The 16,371-nt window shown below is 61.0% G+C and carries 14 protein-coding genes; 7 read left to right on the top strand and 7 right to left on the bottom strand.

The window, feature by feature from the left end; translation table 11 throughout:
• Positions 1-81: 81 nt before the first annotated feature.
• From dinG to pdxH, 5 genes are all read left to right on the top strand, one after another.
• Positions 82-2,226 carry an ATP-dependent DNA helicase DinG gene (gene dinG, locus AC1D2Q_RS08050; protein ID WP_477812857.1) on the top strand — a complete coding sequence of 715 codons (2,145 nt, stop codon included), beginning with the start codon at positions 82-84 and terminating at the stop codon, positions 2,224-2,226.
• A 96-nt stretch (positions 2,227-2,322) separates the two neighbouring features.
• Positions 2,323-4,827: a beta-galactosidase gene (locus AC1D2Q_RS08045; protein WP_477812856.1), complete on the top strand. Its 2,505-nt coding sequence runs from the start codon at positions 2,323-2,325 to the stop codon at positions 4,825-4,827.
• 196 nt (positions 4,828-5,023) lie between these two features.
• Positions 5,024-6,169, top strand: a complete 1,146-nt coding sequence (locus tag AC1D2Q_RS08040; RefSeq protein ID WP_258670995.1) for a serine hydrolase domain-containing protein — start codon at positions 5,024-5,026, stop codon at positions 6,167-6,169.
• Between the two features lie 115 nt (positions 6,170-6,284).
• The gene (locus tag AC1D2Q_RS08035) at positions 6,285-7,268 is read left to right on the top strand and encodes an OmpA family protein (protein WP_477812855.1); all 984 of its coding nucleotides are present in this window, start codon (positions 6,285-6,287) and stop codon (positions 7,266-7,268) included.
• A gap of 24 nt (positions 7,269-7,292) precedes the next feature.
• Complete coding sequence (gene pdxH / locus AC1D2Q_RS08030) at positions 7,293-7,940, top strand: pyridoxamine 5'-phosphate oxidase (RefSeq protein WP_477812854.1); 648 nt, start codon at positions 7,293-7,295, stop codon at positions 7,938-7,940.
• 5 nt (positions 7,941-7,945) lie between these two features.
• Here pdxH and AC1D2Q_RS08025 read toward each other — a convergent pair whose 3' ends face one another.
• On the bottom strand, positions 7,946-8,182 hold the full coding sequence (locus AC1D2Q_RS08025) for a hypothetical protein (RefSeq protein WP_477812853.1): 237 nt from the start codon (positions 8,180-8,182) through the stop codon (positions 7,946-7,948).
• Positions 8,183-8,348: 166 nt separating this feature from the next.
• Between AC1D2Q_RS08025 and AC1D2Q_RS08020 the strand changes: the two genes are divergently transcribed.
• Positions 8,349-8,813, top strand: a complete 465-nt coding sequence (locus AC1D2Q_RS08020) for an outer membrane lipoprotein (protein WP_018926911.1) — start codon at positions 8,349-8,351, stop codon at positions 8,811-8,813.
• 66 nt (positions 8,814-8,879) lie between these two features.
• Here AC1D2Q_RS08020 and AC1D2Q_RS08015 read toward each other — a convergent pair whose 3' ends face one another.
• From AC1D2Q_RS08015 to nhaA, 3 genes are all read right to left on the bottom strand, one after another.
• Positions 8,880-9,134, bottom strand: a complete 255-nt coding sequence (locus tag AC1D2Q_RS08015) for a cloacin immunity family protein (RefSeq protein ID WP_258612613.1) — start codon at positions 9,132-9,134, stop codon at positions 8,880-8,882.
• A gap of 7 nt (positions 9,135-9,141) precedes the next feature.
• Positions 9,142-10,365, bottom strand: coding sequence for a colicin E3/pyocin S6 family cytotoxin (locus tag AC1D2Q_RS08010; RefSeq protein WP_477812852.1), 1,224 nt, complete (start codon positions 10,363-10,365; stop codon positions 9,142-9,144).
• A 121-nt stretch (positions 10,366-10,486) separates the two neighbouring features.
• Positions 10,487-11,674: a Na+/H+ antiporter NhaA gene (nhaA, locus tag AC1D2Q_RS08005; protein WP_477812851.1), complete on the bottom strand. Its 1,188-nt coding sequence runs from the start codon at positions 11,672-11,674 to the stop codon at positions 10,487-10,489.
• Positions 11,675-11,924: 250 nt separating this feature from the next.
• On the opposite strand from nhaA, the gene AC1D2Q_RS08000 reads away from it, so the two are divergent.
• Positions 11,925-13,019 carry a PLP-dependent cysteine synthase family protein gene (locus tag AC1D2Q_RS08000; protein WP_477812850.1) on the top strand — a complete coding sequence of 365 codons (1,095 nt, stop codon included), beginning with the start codon at positions 11,925-11,927 and terminating at the stop codon, positions 13,017-13,019.
• A gap of 96 nt (positions 13,020-13,115) precedes the next feature.
• On the opposite strand, the gene AC1D2Q_RS07995 is transcribed toward AC1D2Q_RS08000, so the two are convergent.
• The 3 genes from AC1D2Q_RS07995 to AC1D2Q_RS07985 all read right to left on the bottom strand — a co-directional run bounded on the left by AC1D2Q_RS07995 (position 13,116) and on the right by AC1D2Q_RS07985 (position 16,271).
• The gene (locus AC1D2Q_RS07995; protein ID WP_305411385.1) at positions 13,116-14,729 is read right to left on the bottom strand and encodes an NAD(P)/FAD-dependent oxidoreductase; all 1,614 of its coding nucleotides are present in this window, start codon (positions 14,727-14,729) and stop codon (positions 13,116-13,118) included.
• Positions 14,730-14,824: 95 nt separating this feature from the next.
• Positions 14,825-15,490, bottom strand: coding sequence for a COG3650 family protein (locus AC1D2Q_RS07990; RefSeq protein ID WP_477812849.1), 666 nt, complete (start codon positions 15,488-15,490; stop codon positions 14,825-14,827).
• Positions 15,491-15,671: 181 nt separating this feature from the next.
• Positions 15,672-16,271, bottom strand: coding sequence for a short chain dehydrogenase (locus AC1D2Q_RS07985; RefSeq protein ID WP_007935868.1), 600 nt, complete (start codon positions 16,269-16,271; stop codon positions 15,672-15,674).
• Positions 16,272-16,371: the final 100 nt, after the last annotated feature.

The raw sequence follows: 16,371 nt of genomic DNA, 5'->3' as shown, positions 1-16,371 counted from the left end.
GCGGGATTAATTAGCGGGGTATGATAGCGGCCGATCCGAACCACTGAAAATTTATCCAGCCTTTTTTGCGCCCGACAATCCATGATCAGCACTGAACTCAAAACCACGATCCAGGGCGCCTACTCGCGTTTTCTCGAAGCCAAGAGCCTCAAGCCGCGCTACGGCCAACGCCTGATGATCGCCGAAATCGCCAAGGTCCTCGGTGACATCGACACCGACGACGAAGGCCGGCGCAGTGGCGACCCCGCGATTGTCGCGGTGGAAGCCGGCACCGGTACCGGCAAAACCGTCGCCTACAGCCTGGCGGCCATCCCCGCCGCCAAGGCCGCCGGCAAGCGTCTGGTGATCGCCACGGCCACCGTGGCCCTGCAAGAGCAGATCGTCTACAAGGACTTGCCCGACCTGATGCGCAATAGCGGGCTGAATTTCAGCTTCGCCCTGGCCAAGGGCCGGGGGCGCTACATGTGCCTGTCCAAGCTCGACATGTTGCTCCAGGAAGGTCACGCGCAAACCGCCACCGCGCAGCTGTTCGAAGAAGAAGGCTTCAAGATCGAGGTCGATGAGGCCAGTCAGAAGCTGTTCACCAGTATGATCGAGAAACTTGCCGGCAATAAGTGGGACGGCGACCGCGACAGTTGGTCCACCGCGCTCGAAGACGCCGATTGGGCGCGCCTGACCACCGATCACAGCCAGTGCACCAACCGCCATTGCCCCAACTTCGGCCAGTGCGCCTTCTACAAGGCCCGCGAAGGCATGGGTAAGGTCGACGTGATCGTCACCAACCACGACATGGTCCTGGCCGACCTGGCCCTGGGCGGCGGCGCGGTTCTGCCGGACCCGCGCGATACGATCTACGTGTTCGACGAAGGCCATCACCTGCCGGACAAGGCCATCGGCCACTTCGCCCATTACACACGCCTGCGCTCCACCGCCGACTGGCTGGAAACCACCGCCAAGAACCTCACCAAACTGCTGGCCCAACACCCGCTGCCGGGGGATCTGGGCAAGTTGATCGAGCAGGTGCCGGAGCTGGCGCGGGAGATCAAGACCCAACAGCAGTTCATGTTCAGCGCCTGTGAGCAGGTCGCCGACTTCAAGCCCGGCGAAGACGTCGAAGGCCGCGAACGGCCGCGTCACCGTTTCGTCGGCGGGGTGATTCCCGAACATATGCGTGAAATGGGCATCGAGCTGAAAAAGGGCTTCGCCCGGCTGACCGACCTGTTCACCCGGCTTACCGAACTGCTCAAGGAAGGCATGGACGGCGAGGTCAACATCGGCATCGCCAGCAACCAGGCCGAAGAGTGGTATCCGCTGTTCGGTAGCCTGCTGTCGCGTTCTTCGGGCAACTGGGAGTTGTGGACCGCCTTCACCGTCGAAGACCCGGAAGACAGCCCGCCCATGGCCCGCTGGCTGACCCTGGCCGAAAGCGGTTCGCTGTTCGACATCGAGGTCAATGCCAGCCCGATCCTCGCGGCGGAAATGCTCCGGCGCAACCTGTGGAACGTGGCTTACGGGGCGCTGGTGACCTCGGCGACCCTGACCGCTCTTGGCACCTTCGACCGTTTCCGCATGCGCGCCGGCCTGCCTAAAACCGCCGTGACTGCCGTGGTCCCGAGCCCGTTCCATCATGCCGACGCCGGTGTGCTGCGGGTGCCGGACCTGAAAGCCGACCCACGCGATGCACCGGCGCACACCGCGGCGATCATTCGTGACTTGCCGGAACTGGTCGAGGGTTCCCGCGGCACCCTGGTGCTGTTCTCCTCGCGCAAACAGATGCAGGACGTGTTCGACGGGCTGGATCGCGACTGGCGCAAGCAAGTGTTCATTCAAGGCAACCTGTCGAAACAGGAAACCTTGAACAAGCACAAGGCGCGGGTCGATGGCGGGGATTCCAGCGTGCTGTTCGGCCTGGCGAGTTTCGCCGAAGGCGTGGATTTGCCCGGTGCTTACTGCGAGCACGTGGTGATCGCCAAGATCCCGTTCTCGGTGCCCGACGATCCGGTCGAAGCCGCGCTGGCTGAGTGGATCGAAGCCCGTGGCGGTAATCCGTTCATGGAAATCTCCGTGCCGGACGCCTCGCTGAAACTGGTCCAGGCCTGCGGTCGCCTGCTGCGAACCGAAGAAGACCGCGGCACCATCACCTTGCTTGACCGTCGTTTGGTCACGCAGCGCTACGGCAAAGCTATTCTCAATGCATTGCCGCCATTTCGTCGTGAAATTTCCTGATGCTCCGGTGGGCAAATTTGCCCACCGCGTTGTCTACCTCACTGCCACTGCCTTTCCACTGGCCCATTGATGGTCGTTAGGGAGAACCACGTTCTTATGATTCGCCGTTCGTTGCCCGCCGTTTTTGCCTTGATGTTCGCAGCCCCTTTACTGGCGGCCCCCGCCGGCCAGCAGACGCTGTTCAACTTTGTGCGTCCCGCCGACGTGGTTCAGGTGGCGACCCAGGACGCCAGCCTTCCGCAATCCAACGCGGAGCAAACGGCCGAAGGCGAAGTGTTGCGTCGCGTGACCTTCAACCCGGCTGCCCAGCCGACCTTGCGCCTGACACCGCAGACCGGTGCCTGGGACTGGTCGCAGTCGGGCGTCATGAGCCTGCGGATCCAGAGCGCGATGAGCTGGGCCGTGACCTTGTACGTGAAAATCCAGAGTAACGACGGCAAAACTCTGGTCAGCCGTATCGATCTGCCGGCCGGCCCGGCGCAGACTCTGCTGGTACCGCTGCAGCCGAGTTCGCCGCTGAGCCTGGGCATGAAAGCCGGCCCGCCGATGCCGATGAGCTTCGAAGGGCAGCGTGTATTGCTGGCCAGCAGTACCGGTGAACTGGATCGCAGCCAGGTGGTGTCGGTGACCTTGTCGATGGATCAGCCGAAAGTCGCCCAAAGCATTCTGCTCGAGCGCTTCGGCGTGCAGGACGGCGAGGCCGCTACCAAAGCTGCATATGGCGGTCTGGTGGACGCTTACGGTCAATCGACCCGGGCCAAGTGGCCGGAGAAGATCAGCAGCGACGAGCAACTGAAATCCGCCGCTGGCAAAGAACAGCAACAACTGAAAACCTGGCTGGTGGAGCGCGAGAAGGCGCCTCTGGACAAGTTCGGCGGCTTGAACAAAGGTCCGGTGTTCAAGGCTAGCGGCTTTTTCCGCACCGAAAAGCGTGATGGCCGCTGGTACCTGGTGACTCCGGAGGGGCATCCGTTCTATTCCCTCGGCGTCAACACCGTGACCCCGAGCGTCAACCAGACCTACGTCGCCGGGCGCGAGTGGATGTTCGAGTCACTGCCCAAACCCGACGAGCCCCTGGCCAGCCACTATGGCGAAGGCGACAACCGTGGCGGCAACGGTGCCGATCAGGGCCGAGCCTACAACGCCGGTCGTTGGTACGATTTCTATGGCGCCAACCTGCAACGCCTGTATGGCGACCCTTGCGCACCGGGCCGCGACACCAAGGCCGGTGTTGCCGAAGCCGCCAAGGCCGAGGCGGTTGAGGCGACGGTCGATAAGACCGCCGAGCAATCAGCCGCTCCTGCGTCTACTGAATCCAGCGCCGGTGTGGCCGAAGCGGCCAAGACCGGCGCGGTTGAAGCGACAGTCGAAAAAACGGCCGTCGAACCCTGCAAAGTAACTGTCGACGAACAACGCTGGGCCAGTCATACCCTCGATCGCCTGCAAGCCTGGGGTTTCAACACCCTCGGCAACTGGAGCGCACCGGTGTTGGGCAACGCTGACCGTGTGCCGTACACCTTGCCGCTATCGATCGTCGGCGATTACGCCAGCATCAGCACCGGCACCGATTGGTGGGGCGGCATGCCTGACCCGTTCGACCCGCGTTTCGCCATGGCCACCGAACGCGCCGTGGCCATCGCCGCCCGCGACCATCGCGACGATCCGTGGTTGATCGGTTACTTCGTCGACAACGAGCTGGCCTGGGCCGGTCCCGGCGACGACCCGAAGGCCCGTTATGCGCTGGCCTACGGCACCTTGAAAATGACTACCGACGTTCCGGCCAAACGCGCCTTCCTCAAGCAACTGCGCGACAAGTACCGCAACCAGGCGGGGCTGTCGAAAGCCTGGGGCATTGATCTGCCGGCCTGGGAATTGATGGAAGACCCAGGCTTCGTGCCGCCGGAGCCGAGCGCCGAACACCCGGAAATCGAAGCCGATTTCAAATACTTCCAGAAGGTCTTCGCCGACACCTACTTCAAGACTGTTTCCGACTCGCTCAAATGGCATGCGCCGAATCAGTTGTTGCTCGGTGGCCGCTTTGCCATCAGCACCCCTGAAGCGGTCGAGTCCTGCGCGCAATACTGCGACGTATTGAGCTTCAACATGTACACCCTGCAACCCCAGGACGGTTATGACTTCGCCAAACTGCGCAGCCTGGACAAACCGGTGCTGATCACCGAATTCAACTTCGGCTCGGCGGATCGCGGTCCGTTCTGGGGCGGCGTGACGCAACTGGCGAAGGAAGAAGACCGCGGCACGGCTTATGCTCACTTCCTTAAACAGGCGATGAGCGAACCGTCGATTGTCGGGGTGCACTGGTTCCAGTACCTCGACCAGCCGGTGACCGGTCGTCTGCTGGATGGCGAGAACGGGCACTTCGGTCTGGTGGGCATTACCGATTTGCCGTTCCAGGGCTTTGTCGACAGTGTGCGTAAAAGCAATGTGCAGATCATCGATCAGCTTGGCAAAGAGGCGGAGAAGGCCAGCGCTGAGGCGGATAAAGCCAGTCACGATGTCGAGGGCGGCAGGAAGGGCGAGGCAGGCAAAGGCCCGGGCAAGGGCGCTGGCCATGCGGGTGGGCATTCTGCTAATGGCCATTGATTCCTGAGATCRCCAAGATCGCAGCCTTCGGCAGCTCCTACAGGGTGTACTCAAGCTCATTGTAGGAGCTGCCGCAGGCTGCGATCTTTTGATCTTGATCTTGAGTTGACCGCCCGGCCCGGCCCTGTTCCCAAATCCCTCAAGGGCTGGAACAATGCGGGCCACTTTGTAGAGCGTTTTTCCGGGAGAGTTGCGGGTGCAGATTCAGGGTCATTACGAGCTTAAGTTCGAAGCGGTGCGTGAAGCGTTTGCAGCACTGTTCGACGATCCTCAGGAACGTGGCGCGGCGTTGTGCATCCGGATCGGTGGTGAAACCGTCCTCGACCTTTGGGCCGGTACCGCCGACAAGGACGGCCATGAGGCCTGGCACAGCGATACCATCGCCAACCTGTTCTCCTGCACCAAAACCTTCACCGCCGTCACGGCGCTGCAATTGGTGGCTGAAGGCAAGCTGCAACTCGATGCCCCGGTCGCCCGCTACTGGCCCGAATTTGCCGCCGCCGGTAAAGAATCCGTGACGCTGCGCCACTTGCTCTGCCATCAGGCTGGTCTGCCGGCCCTGCGCGAGTTGCTGCCCCCCGAAGCGCTTTACGACTGGCAGACCATGGTCGATGCCCTGGCCGCCGAAGCGCCGTGGTGGACGCCGGGTGAAGGTCACGGTTATGCGGCGATCACCTATGGCTGGCTCGTCGGTGAGTTGCTGCGTCGCGCCGACGGTCGTGGGCCGGGCGAGTCCATCGTGGCGCGGGTTGCCAAGCCTTTGGGGCTGGATTTCCACGTCGGCCTTGCCGACAAAGAGTTCCATCGTGTGGCGCACATCGCCCGTGGTAAAGGCAACGTCGGCGATGCCGCGGCCCAGCGCTTGCTGCAGGTGACCATGCGCGAACCGACGGCCATGACCACCCGGGCCTTCACCAACCCGCCTTCAATCATGACCAGCACCAACAAGCCGGAATGGCGGCGCATGCAGCAGCCGGCCGCCAATGGCCATGGCAACGCCCGCAGCCTGGCCGGTTTCTACGCCGGACTGCTCGATGGCAGCCTGCTGGAAAGCGAAATGCTCGACGAGCTGACCCGCGAACACAGCGTCGGCGAAGACAAGACTTTATTGACCCGGACCCGCTTCGGCCTGGGTTGCATGCTCGATCAACCGGATGTTCCCAACGCCACCTACGGCCTCGGCCCTCGGGCGTTCGGTCACCCGGGCGCTGGCGGCTCCATCGGTTTTGCTGATCCGGAGCATGATGTGGCTTTCGGCTTTGTGACAAATACCCTGGGGCCGTACGTCTTGATGGATCCACGAGCCCAAAAACTTGTGCGAGTACTGGCCACTTGTCTGTAAATCACGCTTAAGGGGGCCAGGGCCGGAACCCGAAAGCTTTTGTGGTTTCAAAGCGTCTGTTTAACCGGGGGCAACTCCGGTCTGACTTTTCATTACCTCATTTTGTGGATACCCAATGTCGTCCAATAAAACCCTCGCCCTGGCCCTGTGCTTCGCTATCACCGGTTGTGCACAAACCCCACAAAATGATGCCGCAGGTGGCAGCAGTTGGTGGCCATTCGGTTCTTCCGACAAGGTCGCGACTAAAGAACCCGCCCCGGCCCCGGCGCCCCTGAAACCTGCTGCCACGGCACCCGTCACCAAAGCTGAAGCCGATGCCGGTGGCAAATGGTGGTGGCCGTTCGGTGGCAAGGAGCAGAGCACCGCCAAAGTCGTGCCGATGCCTGACCCGAAAGTCACCCAGGCTTGGCTCGACGACTACGAACCGCGCCTGCGCGAAGCGATCAAGGGCAGCAACCTGCAACTCGAACGCCGTGAAAACGTGCTGGTCGTCACGGCGCCGGTAGACAGCTCGTTCAACCCTGACCGCCCGGCCATGCTGCTGCCGGTGACCCTCGGCCCATTCACCCATGTCGCGAAAATCCTCGAAGCCGACCCAAAGACTGCCGTGCTGGTACTCGGCCACAGCGATACGTCGGGTTCCGCACCGGCCAACGTGAAACTGAGCCAGGAGCGCGCCCAGGCAGTGGCGGCGATCTTCCGTCTCAGCGGTCTGCAGCGTGATCGCCTGATGCTGCGCGGCATGGGTGGTGAGGCACCGCGTGCCGCCAACGACAGTGCTGAAGGTCGTGCCTTGAACCGTCGTGTCGAGTTGCTGGTGACGCCGGCAAACACCATGGTCGCGTTGTTGAGCAAGTACAACATGCCGGCGCCGGCGCCGCTGACCAAGGTCGTCGCGCAAGACGTCAAGCCAGTGGCCACGCCTGTGACCCCGGCACCTGCTGCGAAAAAAGCGGCTGCCCCGGCGAAGAAAAAGGCACCGGCCAAGAAAGCGGCCACCAAGGCTCCAGCCAAAAAGGCACCCGCGAAAAAGACCGCGCCGGCCAAAGCTGCTGCCGATTCGAAGAGCGCCACCGCCACCGATGCCACAAAGCAGTGATTCGTTAACCAAAAGGAATGCGCCATGACCCGGCCCTTGGCAGATATGCGTCGCGACTACACCCGAGATGGCCTGACCGAGGCGCAAGCCCCGGCCGAGCCGTTCGCGCTGTTCCATCAGTGGTTTGCCGATGCGGTGAAAACCGAGCAGGCGCCGGTGGAGGCGAATGCCATGACGTTGGCCACCGTCGATCAGGACGGGCGGCCACATTGCCGCATTCTGCTGCTCAAGGGCCTGGACGAGCAGGGCTTCACCTTCTTCACCAACTACGAGAGCGACAAGGGTCAGCAATTGGCAGCCAATCCATTTGCAGCCATGACGTTCTTCTGGCCTGCCCTGGAGCGCCAGGTGCGCATCGAAGGGCGGGTGGTGAAGGTCACGCCTGAAGAGTCCGACGCCTACTATCAGGTTCGCCCTCTGGGCAGTCGTCTCGGTGCCTGGGCGTCGCCCCAGAGCCGGGTGATCGCCGATCGCGGCGAACTGGAAGCGCTGCTCAAGGACACCGAGCAGCGTTTCAGCGACGCTCAGCCTCACTGCCCCGAACACTGGGGCGGCTATCGCTTGCTACCGGAGCGCATCGAATTCTGGCAGGGCCGTCCGAGCCGTCTGCACGATCGCCTCAACTACCGCTTGCAGGGCGCCGACTGGGTTCGTGAGCGGCTGGCCCCGTAAACGGTCTACCGATCGGGATACCCTGCCGCAGCGGCCTCAAGCCACTGTGGCAGGTCCCGGCGCTTGATCTTCTGCGCTTGAGCGTTCGCCAGTTGCTGGAGCATGAAGGCTCTTTTTTGTTGGTCTTTACCCGCCAGTGACAACGCCAGATCGCGGTCCACCCAGCGTTTGATCCGCACGTACAACCACCAATGGAAGTACAAACCGGCGACGGTCGTGACGACAATGATGAAGTAATCCATGATAATCCTTGGGTCAGCGGCGCAGATTTTGTAATTTGACGCTACTGTGGTGAGTTCGAGAAGTGCCTGTACCAGGCCTGAATGAAACCAATTTTATCCGGGCGATGCCGTGACAGGCGTCAAGCAGCGGGTTTTAATGGATACCTGTCCTATGGAGTTTGATGCTATGCGTAAGTCTGTTTTGCTGGTTGCTTCCTTTTCCACGATGGCGATGTTGCTCTCCGGTTGCCAATCGAGCCTGACCGGTGACTCCTACTCCCGTGACGAAGCGCGTCGCGTGCAGACGATTCGCATGGGCACCATCGAATCCCTGCGTCCGGTGAAAATCGAAGGCACCAAGACCCCAATCGGCAGCGCTGCCGGCGCAGTCGTGGGTGGTGTCGGTGGTAGCGCCGTCGGCGGCGGTCGCGGCAGCATCGTTGCAGCGGTCATCGGCGCTGTAGCGGGCGGCCTGGTGGGCTCGGCTGCCGAAGAAGGCCTGACCCGTACTCAAGGCGTTGAAATCACCGTACGCGAAGACGATGGCAGCATGCGCGCCTACGTGCAGGAAGTTCAGCCAAACGAAGTGTTCCGTGTGGGTGAGCGTGTGCGGATTTCCACTGTGGGTGGGACCAGCCGCGTTTCGCACTAAGCGGGAATGTAGGATGAAAGAAAACCCCGATCGGGTGACTGGTCGGGGTTTTGTGTTTTTTGGAAATTACCATACTTGCCGATATCGGAATGCAACCTGGTAATCATAAGCGGCACTATTGATTTTATGCGCGAACAGAGGCTGGAGTTCAGGTATCCAAGCCGGTAAAACATCAAATCCGCCGTCGTAGATTTCGCTTTCCGCCATCAGACCTAATGCATCGATTATTGATCCGTCATCACCGAGGTCAGCGGAGTATTCTTTTCCGGCTCCTATTTCCGTTTCTTTGTCATACCAGTCCAATCTGACCTTCAGTCCCATCTTGCCCTCACAAATACTTTTTAATGCTGCGGTTTTTTTTAGGTGGGTCTATTTGCTCGCCTGTTAGGTGGTCGAACGAGCCTAGGTGGCTTCCATCGCTTGCGCGATAAGCTTCCAGCTCCCCATGCAAAGAGTCCCATTCATAAATTATTCGACCTTTGGCGTCAGTCCAACGTTCTCGAAGTCCACCGCCCCCTTGTTTTGGGGTTTTCTTTTTTGCTTCTTTCAAACCCGAGAAACCAGTGATTTCCTCTGTTTCAGGTGCAGAGTGATAGTCGTGATCGGGATTAGGAACCCGTCTTCCTGTAACACTCACCACAATATAAACCGGCAACACCCCCGAATCCGCCGGAAACACCAGAATGAAGTCTTTGTACTCCGGCGGATAAACCGGGTTCACGATGATGCTGTCAGCCGCCTTCGTCGGCGGGTAAACCCAGATGTGCGGCGCTTGTGGCGCAGATTCCAAAGCGGGGATGCCGAGAATTTCTGAACCGTCCTCGGCTGGTGTCCATATCAGCTCAACGCCGTCCCCGAGGTCCGCCACTTGCTGACTGCCGCGCAAGCTGAATTGCACGACATCAACCATTTCCCAGTCACGGTTTTTGCCAGTGTAGAAACCGTATCCCTTGAGGCGGCCATCAGCCTGTTGCTCGACCCGCAGACGCACACGAGTACGGGCCTGTTTAAGGGATCGCAGTTGTTCTTCGGTGTAGAGAGAGCTGTCGCCAAGGCTCGACGGTATGACCAGGGCCACCAGGCCTGCCAAGGTGGCCGCGGCGGTGCTGGCGGCGATGGCGGGTAATGCGGCGAATGCTGAGCCACTCAGGGCGAAGCTGCCGAAACCCACCGGAATGGCCGTACCACTGATTTTCTTCAGCGGCACCACACCGCTTTCATCGGCCTCGCGAGCGCCGAGCAGAACCAGTTCGCCGTAGTCTTTCAGGCTGTCGGTCGGAACAACGCCGGAGGGGTTCGTATAGTCGATGATCGCATCGGGCAATTTGCAGGACTTGGCGAACACGCATCCCGCGCGGACAACGTCGTCCTTTTTCGCCGCAACTTGAAGGCTGTCTTCGAAGGCTTGCTGCCTCGCGAGCATGGCGTCGTAGGCGTTTTGCCTGGCATCACGCTCGGCCAGTTCGGTGGCCGTCATGTAACGGTGGGTGACGTGATGCCCGTCGCCCGACGGTGCATTTTGCACCCGGGGAATGTCCTTGTGGCCAGCCACTGATTGTCCTTTCGCTCGTCCATCGGCAACCCCCGAAAGAGGGGCTGCACGACGTTAACGAACGTGGCTAATCGTGGCTGTAGGACGAATCCTCAATGCTGCTAAGAGTGTTCTCTATCGCTCAGGAAGGCAGCGCAGCGCTCTTGCGACTCGCCGCCGCTGTCACTGCATAACCAATCAATGCCGCCAGTATCGAGCCGGTCAGAATCCCCATGCGGTCCATCCCGGCATATTCACTGGCGCCCGGAACGAAGGCCAGGGAACCGACGAACAGGCTCATGGTGAAGCCGATGCCGCAAAGGATCGCCACCCCCAAAATCTGGCCCCAGTTGGCGCCTTGGGGCAGGGCGGCGATGCCGATTTTTACCGCCAGCCAGGTCAGGCCGAAGACACCGACGGTCTTGCCCAGCAGCAGGCCGACGGCGATGCCCATCGGCACGTGGTGGGTGAAGCTTTCGATGGTCACGCCGCTCAGGGACAGGCCGGCGTTGGCGAAGGCGAACAGTGGCAGGATGCCGTAGGCCACCCACGGATGCAGGGCATGTTCCAGGGTCAGCAGCGGCGACGGCTCGGCGTTTTTCGTACGCAGCGGAATGCAGAAGGCCAGAGTCACACCGGCCAGCGTGGCATGCACGCCGCTTTTGAGCACGCACACCCAGAGGATCAGCCCGATGATCATGTACGGCCCGAGCTTCACCACACCCAGTCGGTTCATCCCGATCAAGGCCGCGATGCAGGCTGCGGCCAGCGCCAGGGACAGGGTCGACAGTGCGCCGGAATAGAAGATCGCGATGATGATGATCGCGCCCAGGTCGTCGATGATCGCCAGGGTCATCAGGAACAGTTTCAGCGACACTGGCACGCGTTTACCCAGCAGGGCCAGCACGCCAAGGGCGAAGGCAATGTCGGTAGCCGTCGGGATGGCCCAGCCGCTCAGGGCGGACGGGTTATCGCGGTTGAGGAACCAGTAGATCAGCGCCGGCACCACCATGCCGCCAATTGCGGCCGCGCCGGGCAGGACGATCTGCGACGGTTTCGACAGTTGGCCGTCGAGGACTTCGCGCTTCACTTCCAGGCCGATCAACAGGAAGAACAGGGCCATCAGGCCGTCGTTGATCCACAGCAGCAATGGCTTGGCGATTTTCAGCGCGCCGATCTGAGCCACCACGGGGGTGTCCAGCAGGCCGTTATAGAGCCACGACAGCGATGAGTTGTTGATGATCAGGGCCAGGACAGCTGCGGCGATCAATAGCAGACCGCTGGCAGCTTCCAACTGAAAGAAACGCGTGAACGTGCTACGCAGAGGCAAGGTCGCTCTCCATCGATGAATTCAAAAGGTGGGACACCCTAACCCGTACCGTTAGTTGTTAAAACAAAAGTTATATTCTTTTTTGTTATATGTCGTTACAACGTGGGCGGTCAGTAAAGGCCTGAGCCTAGCAGTTGCCGGACGTATTGGACCCCAGCTGTATCTGTGCTTGATGTAGGTTTTTTCCTAAGCTTGTGGACTGAGCCTTGCGACAAGGCCGACTCTTGCCCGATTCAACGAGAAAACCACCATGAGCGACAACCGACAGTGGGCCCGCGAAGCCATCCGGATCATCGAAGCCGACTTCCAGCGCAGCGCTGATACCCACCTGATCCCCTTGCCGCTGCCGGGGTTGCCGGGCATCGAGTTGTACTTCAAGGATGAGTCGAGCCATCCCACCGGCAGCCTGAAACATCGGTTGGCCCGCTCATTGTTCCTCTATGCGCTGTGTAACGGCTGGCTCAAACCCGGCGCGCCGGTGATCGAAGCCTCCAGCGGTTCGACGGCGATTTCCGAGGCGTACTTCGCCCGTTTGCTGGGGTTGCCGTTCATTGCGGTGATGCCTGCGAGCACATCCAGGGAAAAGATCGCGCAAATCGCTTTCTACGGTGGCAAGAGCCATCTGGTGGACGATCCGACGCAGATTTACGCTGAGTCCGAACGCCTGGCTCGCGAACACGACGGGCATTTCATCGACCAGTTCACCTACGCTGAACGCGCCACTGACTGGCGGGCGAACAACAACATCGCCGAATCGATCTTCCAGCAGATGCGCTTCGAGCAGCACCCGGAACCGAGCTGGCTGATTTCCAGCCCCGGCACCGGCGGCACCACCGCGACACTGGGCCGTTACGTGCGCTATCGCCAGCATTGCACCCGCGTGCTGTGTGCCGATGCCGAGCGTTCGGTGTTCTTCGATTACTACAAGACCGGCGACGCCAGTCTGCGCCTGGATCACGGTTCACGGATTGAAGGCATTGGCCGGCCGCGTGTCGAAGCGTCGTTCTTGCCCAAAGTCATCGATGCAATGGTCAAGGTGCCGGACGCGTTGTCGCTGGCGGCCATGCATTATCTGGCGCAACGTTTGGGGCGACGGGTGGGCGGATCGAGCGGGACCAACCTGATCGGCGCCTTGATGGCCGCCCAGCAGATGGTGGCGGCGGGGGAGTCGGGGTCGATCGTGGCGATTCTGTGCGATGGCGGCGAGCGCTATGCCGACACCTATTACGATCAGGCCTGGCTCAAGGCCCAAGGGTATGAGTTGAGTGGTCTGATGGATGCCGTGGCGGCCAGCGTTGAGCGCGGCGAGCCGCTGCCGGCCAGCGTGTTGCGCGCCAATATCTGAGGAAAGCTAAAAGATCGCAGCCTTCGGCAGCTCCTACGTGGGATGGTGAACTCCCTGTAGGAGCTGCCGAAGGCTGCGATCTTTTGATGTTAAGGCTTAAGCCTCAAGGCCAAGAATGTCTCGGGCAACCGCTTCAGCAATCCGAATCCCGTCGACACCCGCCGACAGAATCCCGCCCGCATAACCCGCGCCTTCACCCGCCGGGAACAAACCCTTCACGTTCAGGCTCTGCATCGACTCGTTACGGGTAATGCGCAGTGGCGATGAGGTGCGCGTCTCGATCCCGGTCAACACGGCGTCGTGCAGCGAGTAGCCACGAATCTGCTTCTCGAATGCCGGCAAGGCTTCGCGAATCGCTTCGATGGCGAACGCTGGCAGGGCCAGGGCCAAGTCACCCAAGGCAACGCCCGGTTTGTAGGACGGCTCGACGCTGCCCAATTCGGTGGACGGCTTGCCGGCAATGAAGTCGCCGACCAGTTGCGCCGGTGCTTCGTAGTTGCTGCCGCCCAGCACAAAGGCGTGGGATTCCAGGCGTTCCTGCAACTCGATGCCGGCCAGTGGGCCGCCCGGATAATCGACTTCCGGGGTGATGCCGACGACGATCCCGGAGTTGGCGTTGCGCTCGTTGCGCGAGTACTGGCTCATGCCGTTGGTGACCACGCGGTTCGGCTCGGAGGTCGCCGCCACTACGGTGCCGCCCGGGCACATGCAGAAGCTGTAGACCGATCGACCGTTTTTGGCGTGGTGCACCAGTTTGTAATCGGCAGCGCCGAGTTTCGGGTGGCCGGCGTATTTGCCCAGGCGCGCGCGGTCGATCAGTGACTGCGGGTGCTCGATGCGGAAACCCACCGAGAACGGCTTGGCTTCCATGTACACGCCACGGCCGTGCAGCATGCGGAAGGTGTCCCGGGCGCTGTGGCCGAGGGCCAGAATCACGTGCTTCGAATGGATCTGTTCGCCGCCATGGAGTTCGACGCCCACCAGTTGGCCGTCGTCGATCAGCACATCGGTAACCCGCTGCTGGAAGCGCACTTCGCCGCCCAGGGCGCGAATCTGCTCACGCATGTTTTCCACCACGCCGGTCAGACGGAACGTCCCGATGTGTGGCTTGCTGACATAGAGGATTTCTTCTGGCGCGCCGGCTTTGACGAACTCGTGCAGCACCTTGCGACCGAGGAATTTCGGGTCTTTGATCTGGCTGTAGAGTTTGCCGTCGGAGAACGTTCCCGCGCCGCCTTCACCGAATTGCACGTTGGATTCGGGGTTGAGCACACTTTTACGCCACAGGCCCCAGGTGTCTTTGGTGCGCTGGCGCACTTCGGTGCCGCGTTCGAGGATGATCGGCTTGAAGCCCATCTGCGCCAGCACCAGGCCGGCGAAGATCCCGCACGGGCCGAAGCCGACCACGATCGGACGCTGGCTCAGGTCGGCCGGCGCCTGGCCGACCACTTTGTAGCTGACATCCGGCGCCACGTTGACGTTACGGTCATCGGCGAACGTGCGCAGCACCGCCGCCTCATCGCGAACGTTGAGGTCGATGGTGTAGATGAAGCACAGTTCGGAGGATTTTTTGCGCGCATCGTAGCTGCGCTTGAACAAGGTGAAATCGAGCAGGTCATCACTGGCGATGCCCAGGCGCTGCACGATGGCAGGGCGCAGGTCTTCATCGGGATGGTCGATCGGCAACTTGAGTTCGGTGATTCGTAACATGGCGGGATCCGGTTCGCGGGGCGCACAACTGCGCCAAGGCGTTTGAAGCCCGCGATTATAAGCCTCAAAGGATGATTCCCGTGAGGCTAAAACGATCAGTCGTTACGCGATCCGCCGAAATACCCGCAGCCGCGTTGCACCTGGCCGTCGATACGCAACTCGGCGCTCATGTGCTGCACGCTGCCGGTGCTGCTGTCGACGCAACGTTGCGGCGCGACCCAGAGCTCGATGCGCTGATTATTGGCTTCAGTGCTGAGGTTGAAGCGGCCATCGCCCAGTTGTTCTTCAACGTACGGCAGGGCCAGGGGCGGCTGACCAGCGCGGTCGATGACCATGCCCTTGCCACTGACCTTGACGTTCCACTCCGGGCCATGGCCGGCGGCGCGCAGGATCAGCTGCTTGAAATTGGGATCGTCGCACGCCGTGCCCGAGCGCTCGACGCGGTACAGCTGCGTAAGGTCGAGTTGGCTGTCAGCACCACTGGCAACGATCCGGCCACGCACGTCGGCGAACAGCTTGCCCTGATCATCGGCCAGGGTCGCGGCCTCTTGCAGGATGCTGGTGCCACCGATGTCATTGACCACAAAGCTGCGCTGCTCATTACACGGCTGGAACAACAGCTGGCCGTCGGCCGCCGTCAATTGGCCCTGCATGCGGGTCTGGCCCACATGGGAAGCACTTTGCCGTTGGCCATCGAGCAATTGGCAAGCGGCGAACAGCGGAAGCAGGGCAACAAGCACTAAGGAACGGGCAACACGCATCTTTGAGTCTCCAGACAAGTGTCGCCACGTTACTCAGCCTGACTGTTCATCACAACCCTGCAATGCCCTCGCTTTTCCGAAATCAAGATCAAAAGATCGCAGCCTGCGGCAGCTCCTACGGGGGGGACGCCGGGCCTTTTGTAGGAGCTGGCGAAGCCTGCGATCTTTTGATTCTGGCGGTTTAGCCGACGCGGTAGGTCTGGCCGGTCTGCAGGCCTTCCACGCTTTTGGCATAGGCCAGCGCCACGTCGGCGGCGGGAACCGGTTTGAAACCACGGAAGTACGGGGCATAGCTGCCCATGGCTTCGACCAGCACGTTCGGGCTGACCGAGTTGATACGCAGGCCGCGCGGCAGTTCGATCGCCGCCGCACGGACGAAGGCGTCGAGGGCGCCGTTGACCAGGGACGCGGAGCTGCCGGTACGAATCGGATCGTGGCTGAGGATGCCGGTGGTGAAGGTGAAAGACGCACCGTCATTGGCGAATTCCCGGCCGATCAGAAGCAGGTTGACCTGGCCCATCAGCTTGTCGCGCAAGCCGAGTTCGAAATCTTGTGCGGTCATGGTGGCCAGCGGCACGAAGTTGACACTGCCGGCGGCGCAGATCAACGCATCGAAGTTGCCGGTCTGTTCGAACAGTTTGCGGATCGAGGCGCTGTCACTGATGTCGACCTGGAAATCACCGCTTTTGCGACCGATACGGATGATTTTGTGGCGCTGGGACAGTTCATGGTCAATGGCCGAACCGACGGTGCCGGAGGCGCCAATCAACAGAATTTTCATCGTGCAGTTCCTCAAGTGGGTTGGATTTAAAGTTAAGTCTAGTGTGGATTTTTTTATTAATAAGCGTGCTAATGGGCAACCTTTGTTTTTCAAATGGAAA

The organism is Pseudomonas sp. P1_A1 (assembly GCF_056406935.1).
Note: the sequence above shows the minus strand (reverse complement) of the source record. Positions and strands in the feature narration are given on the sequence as shown.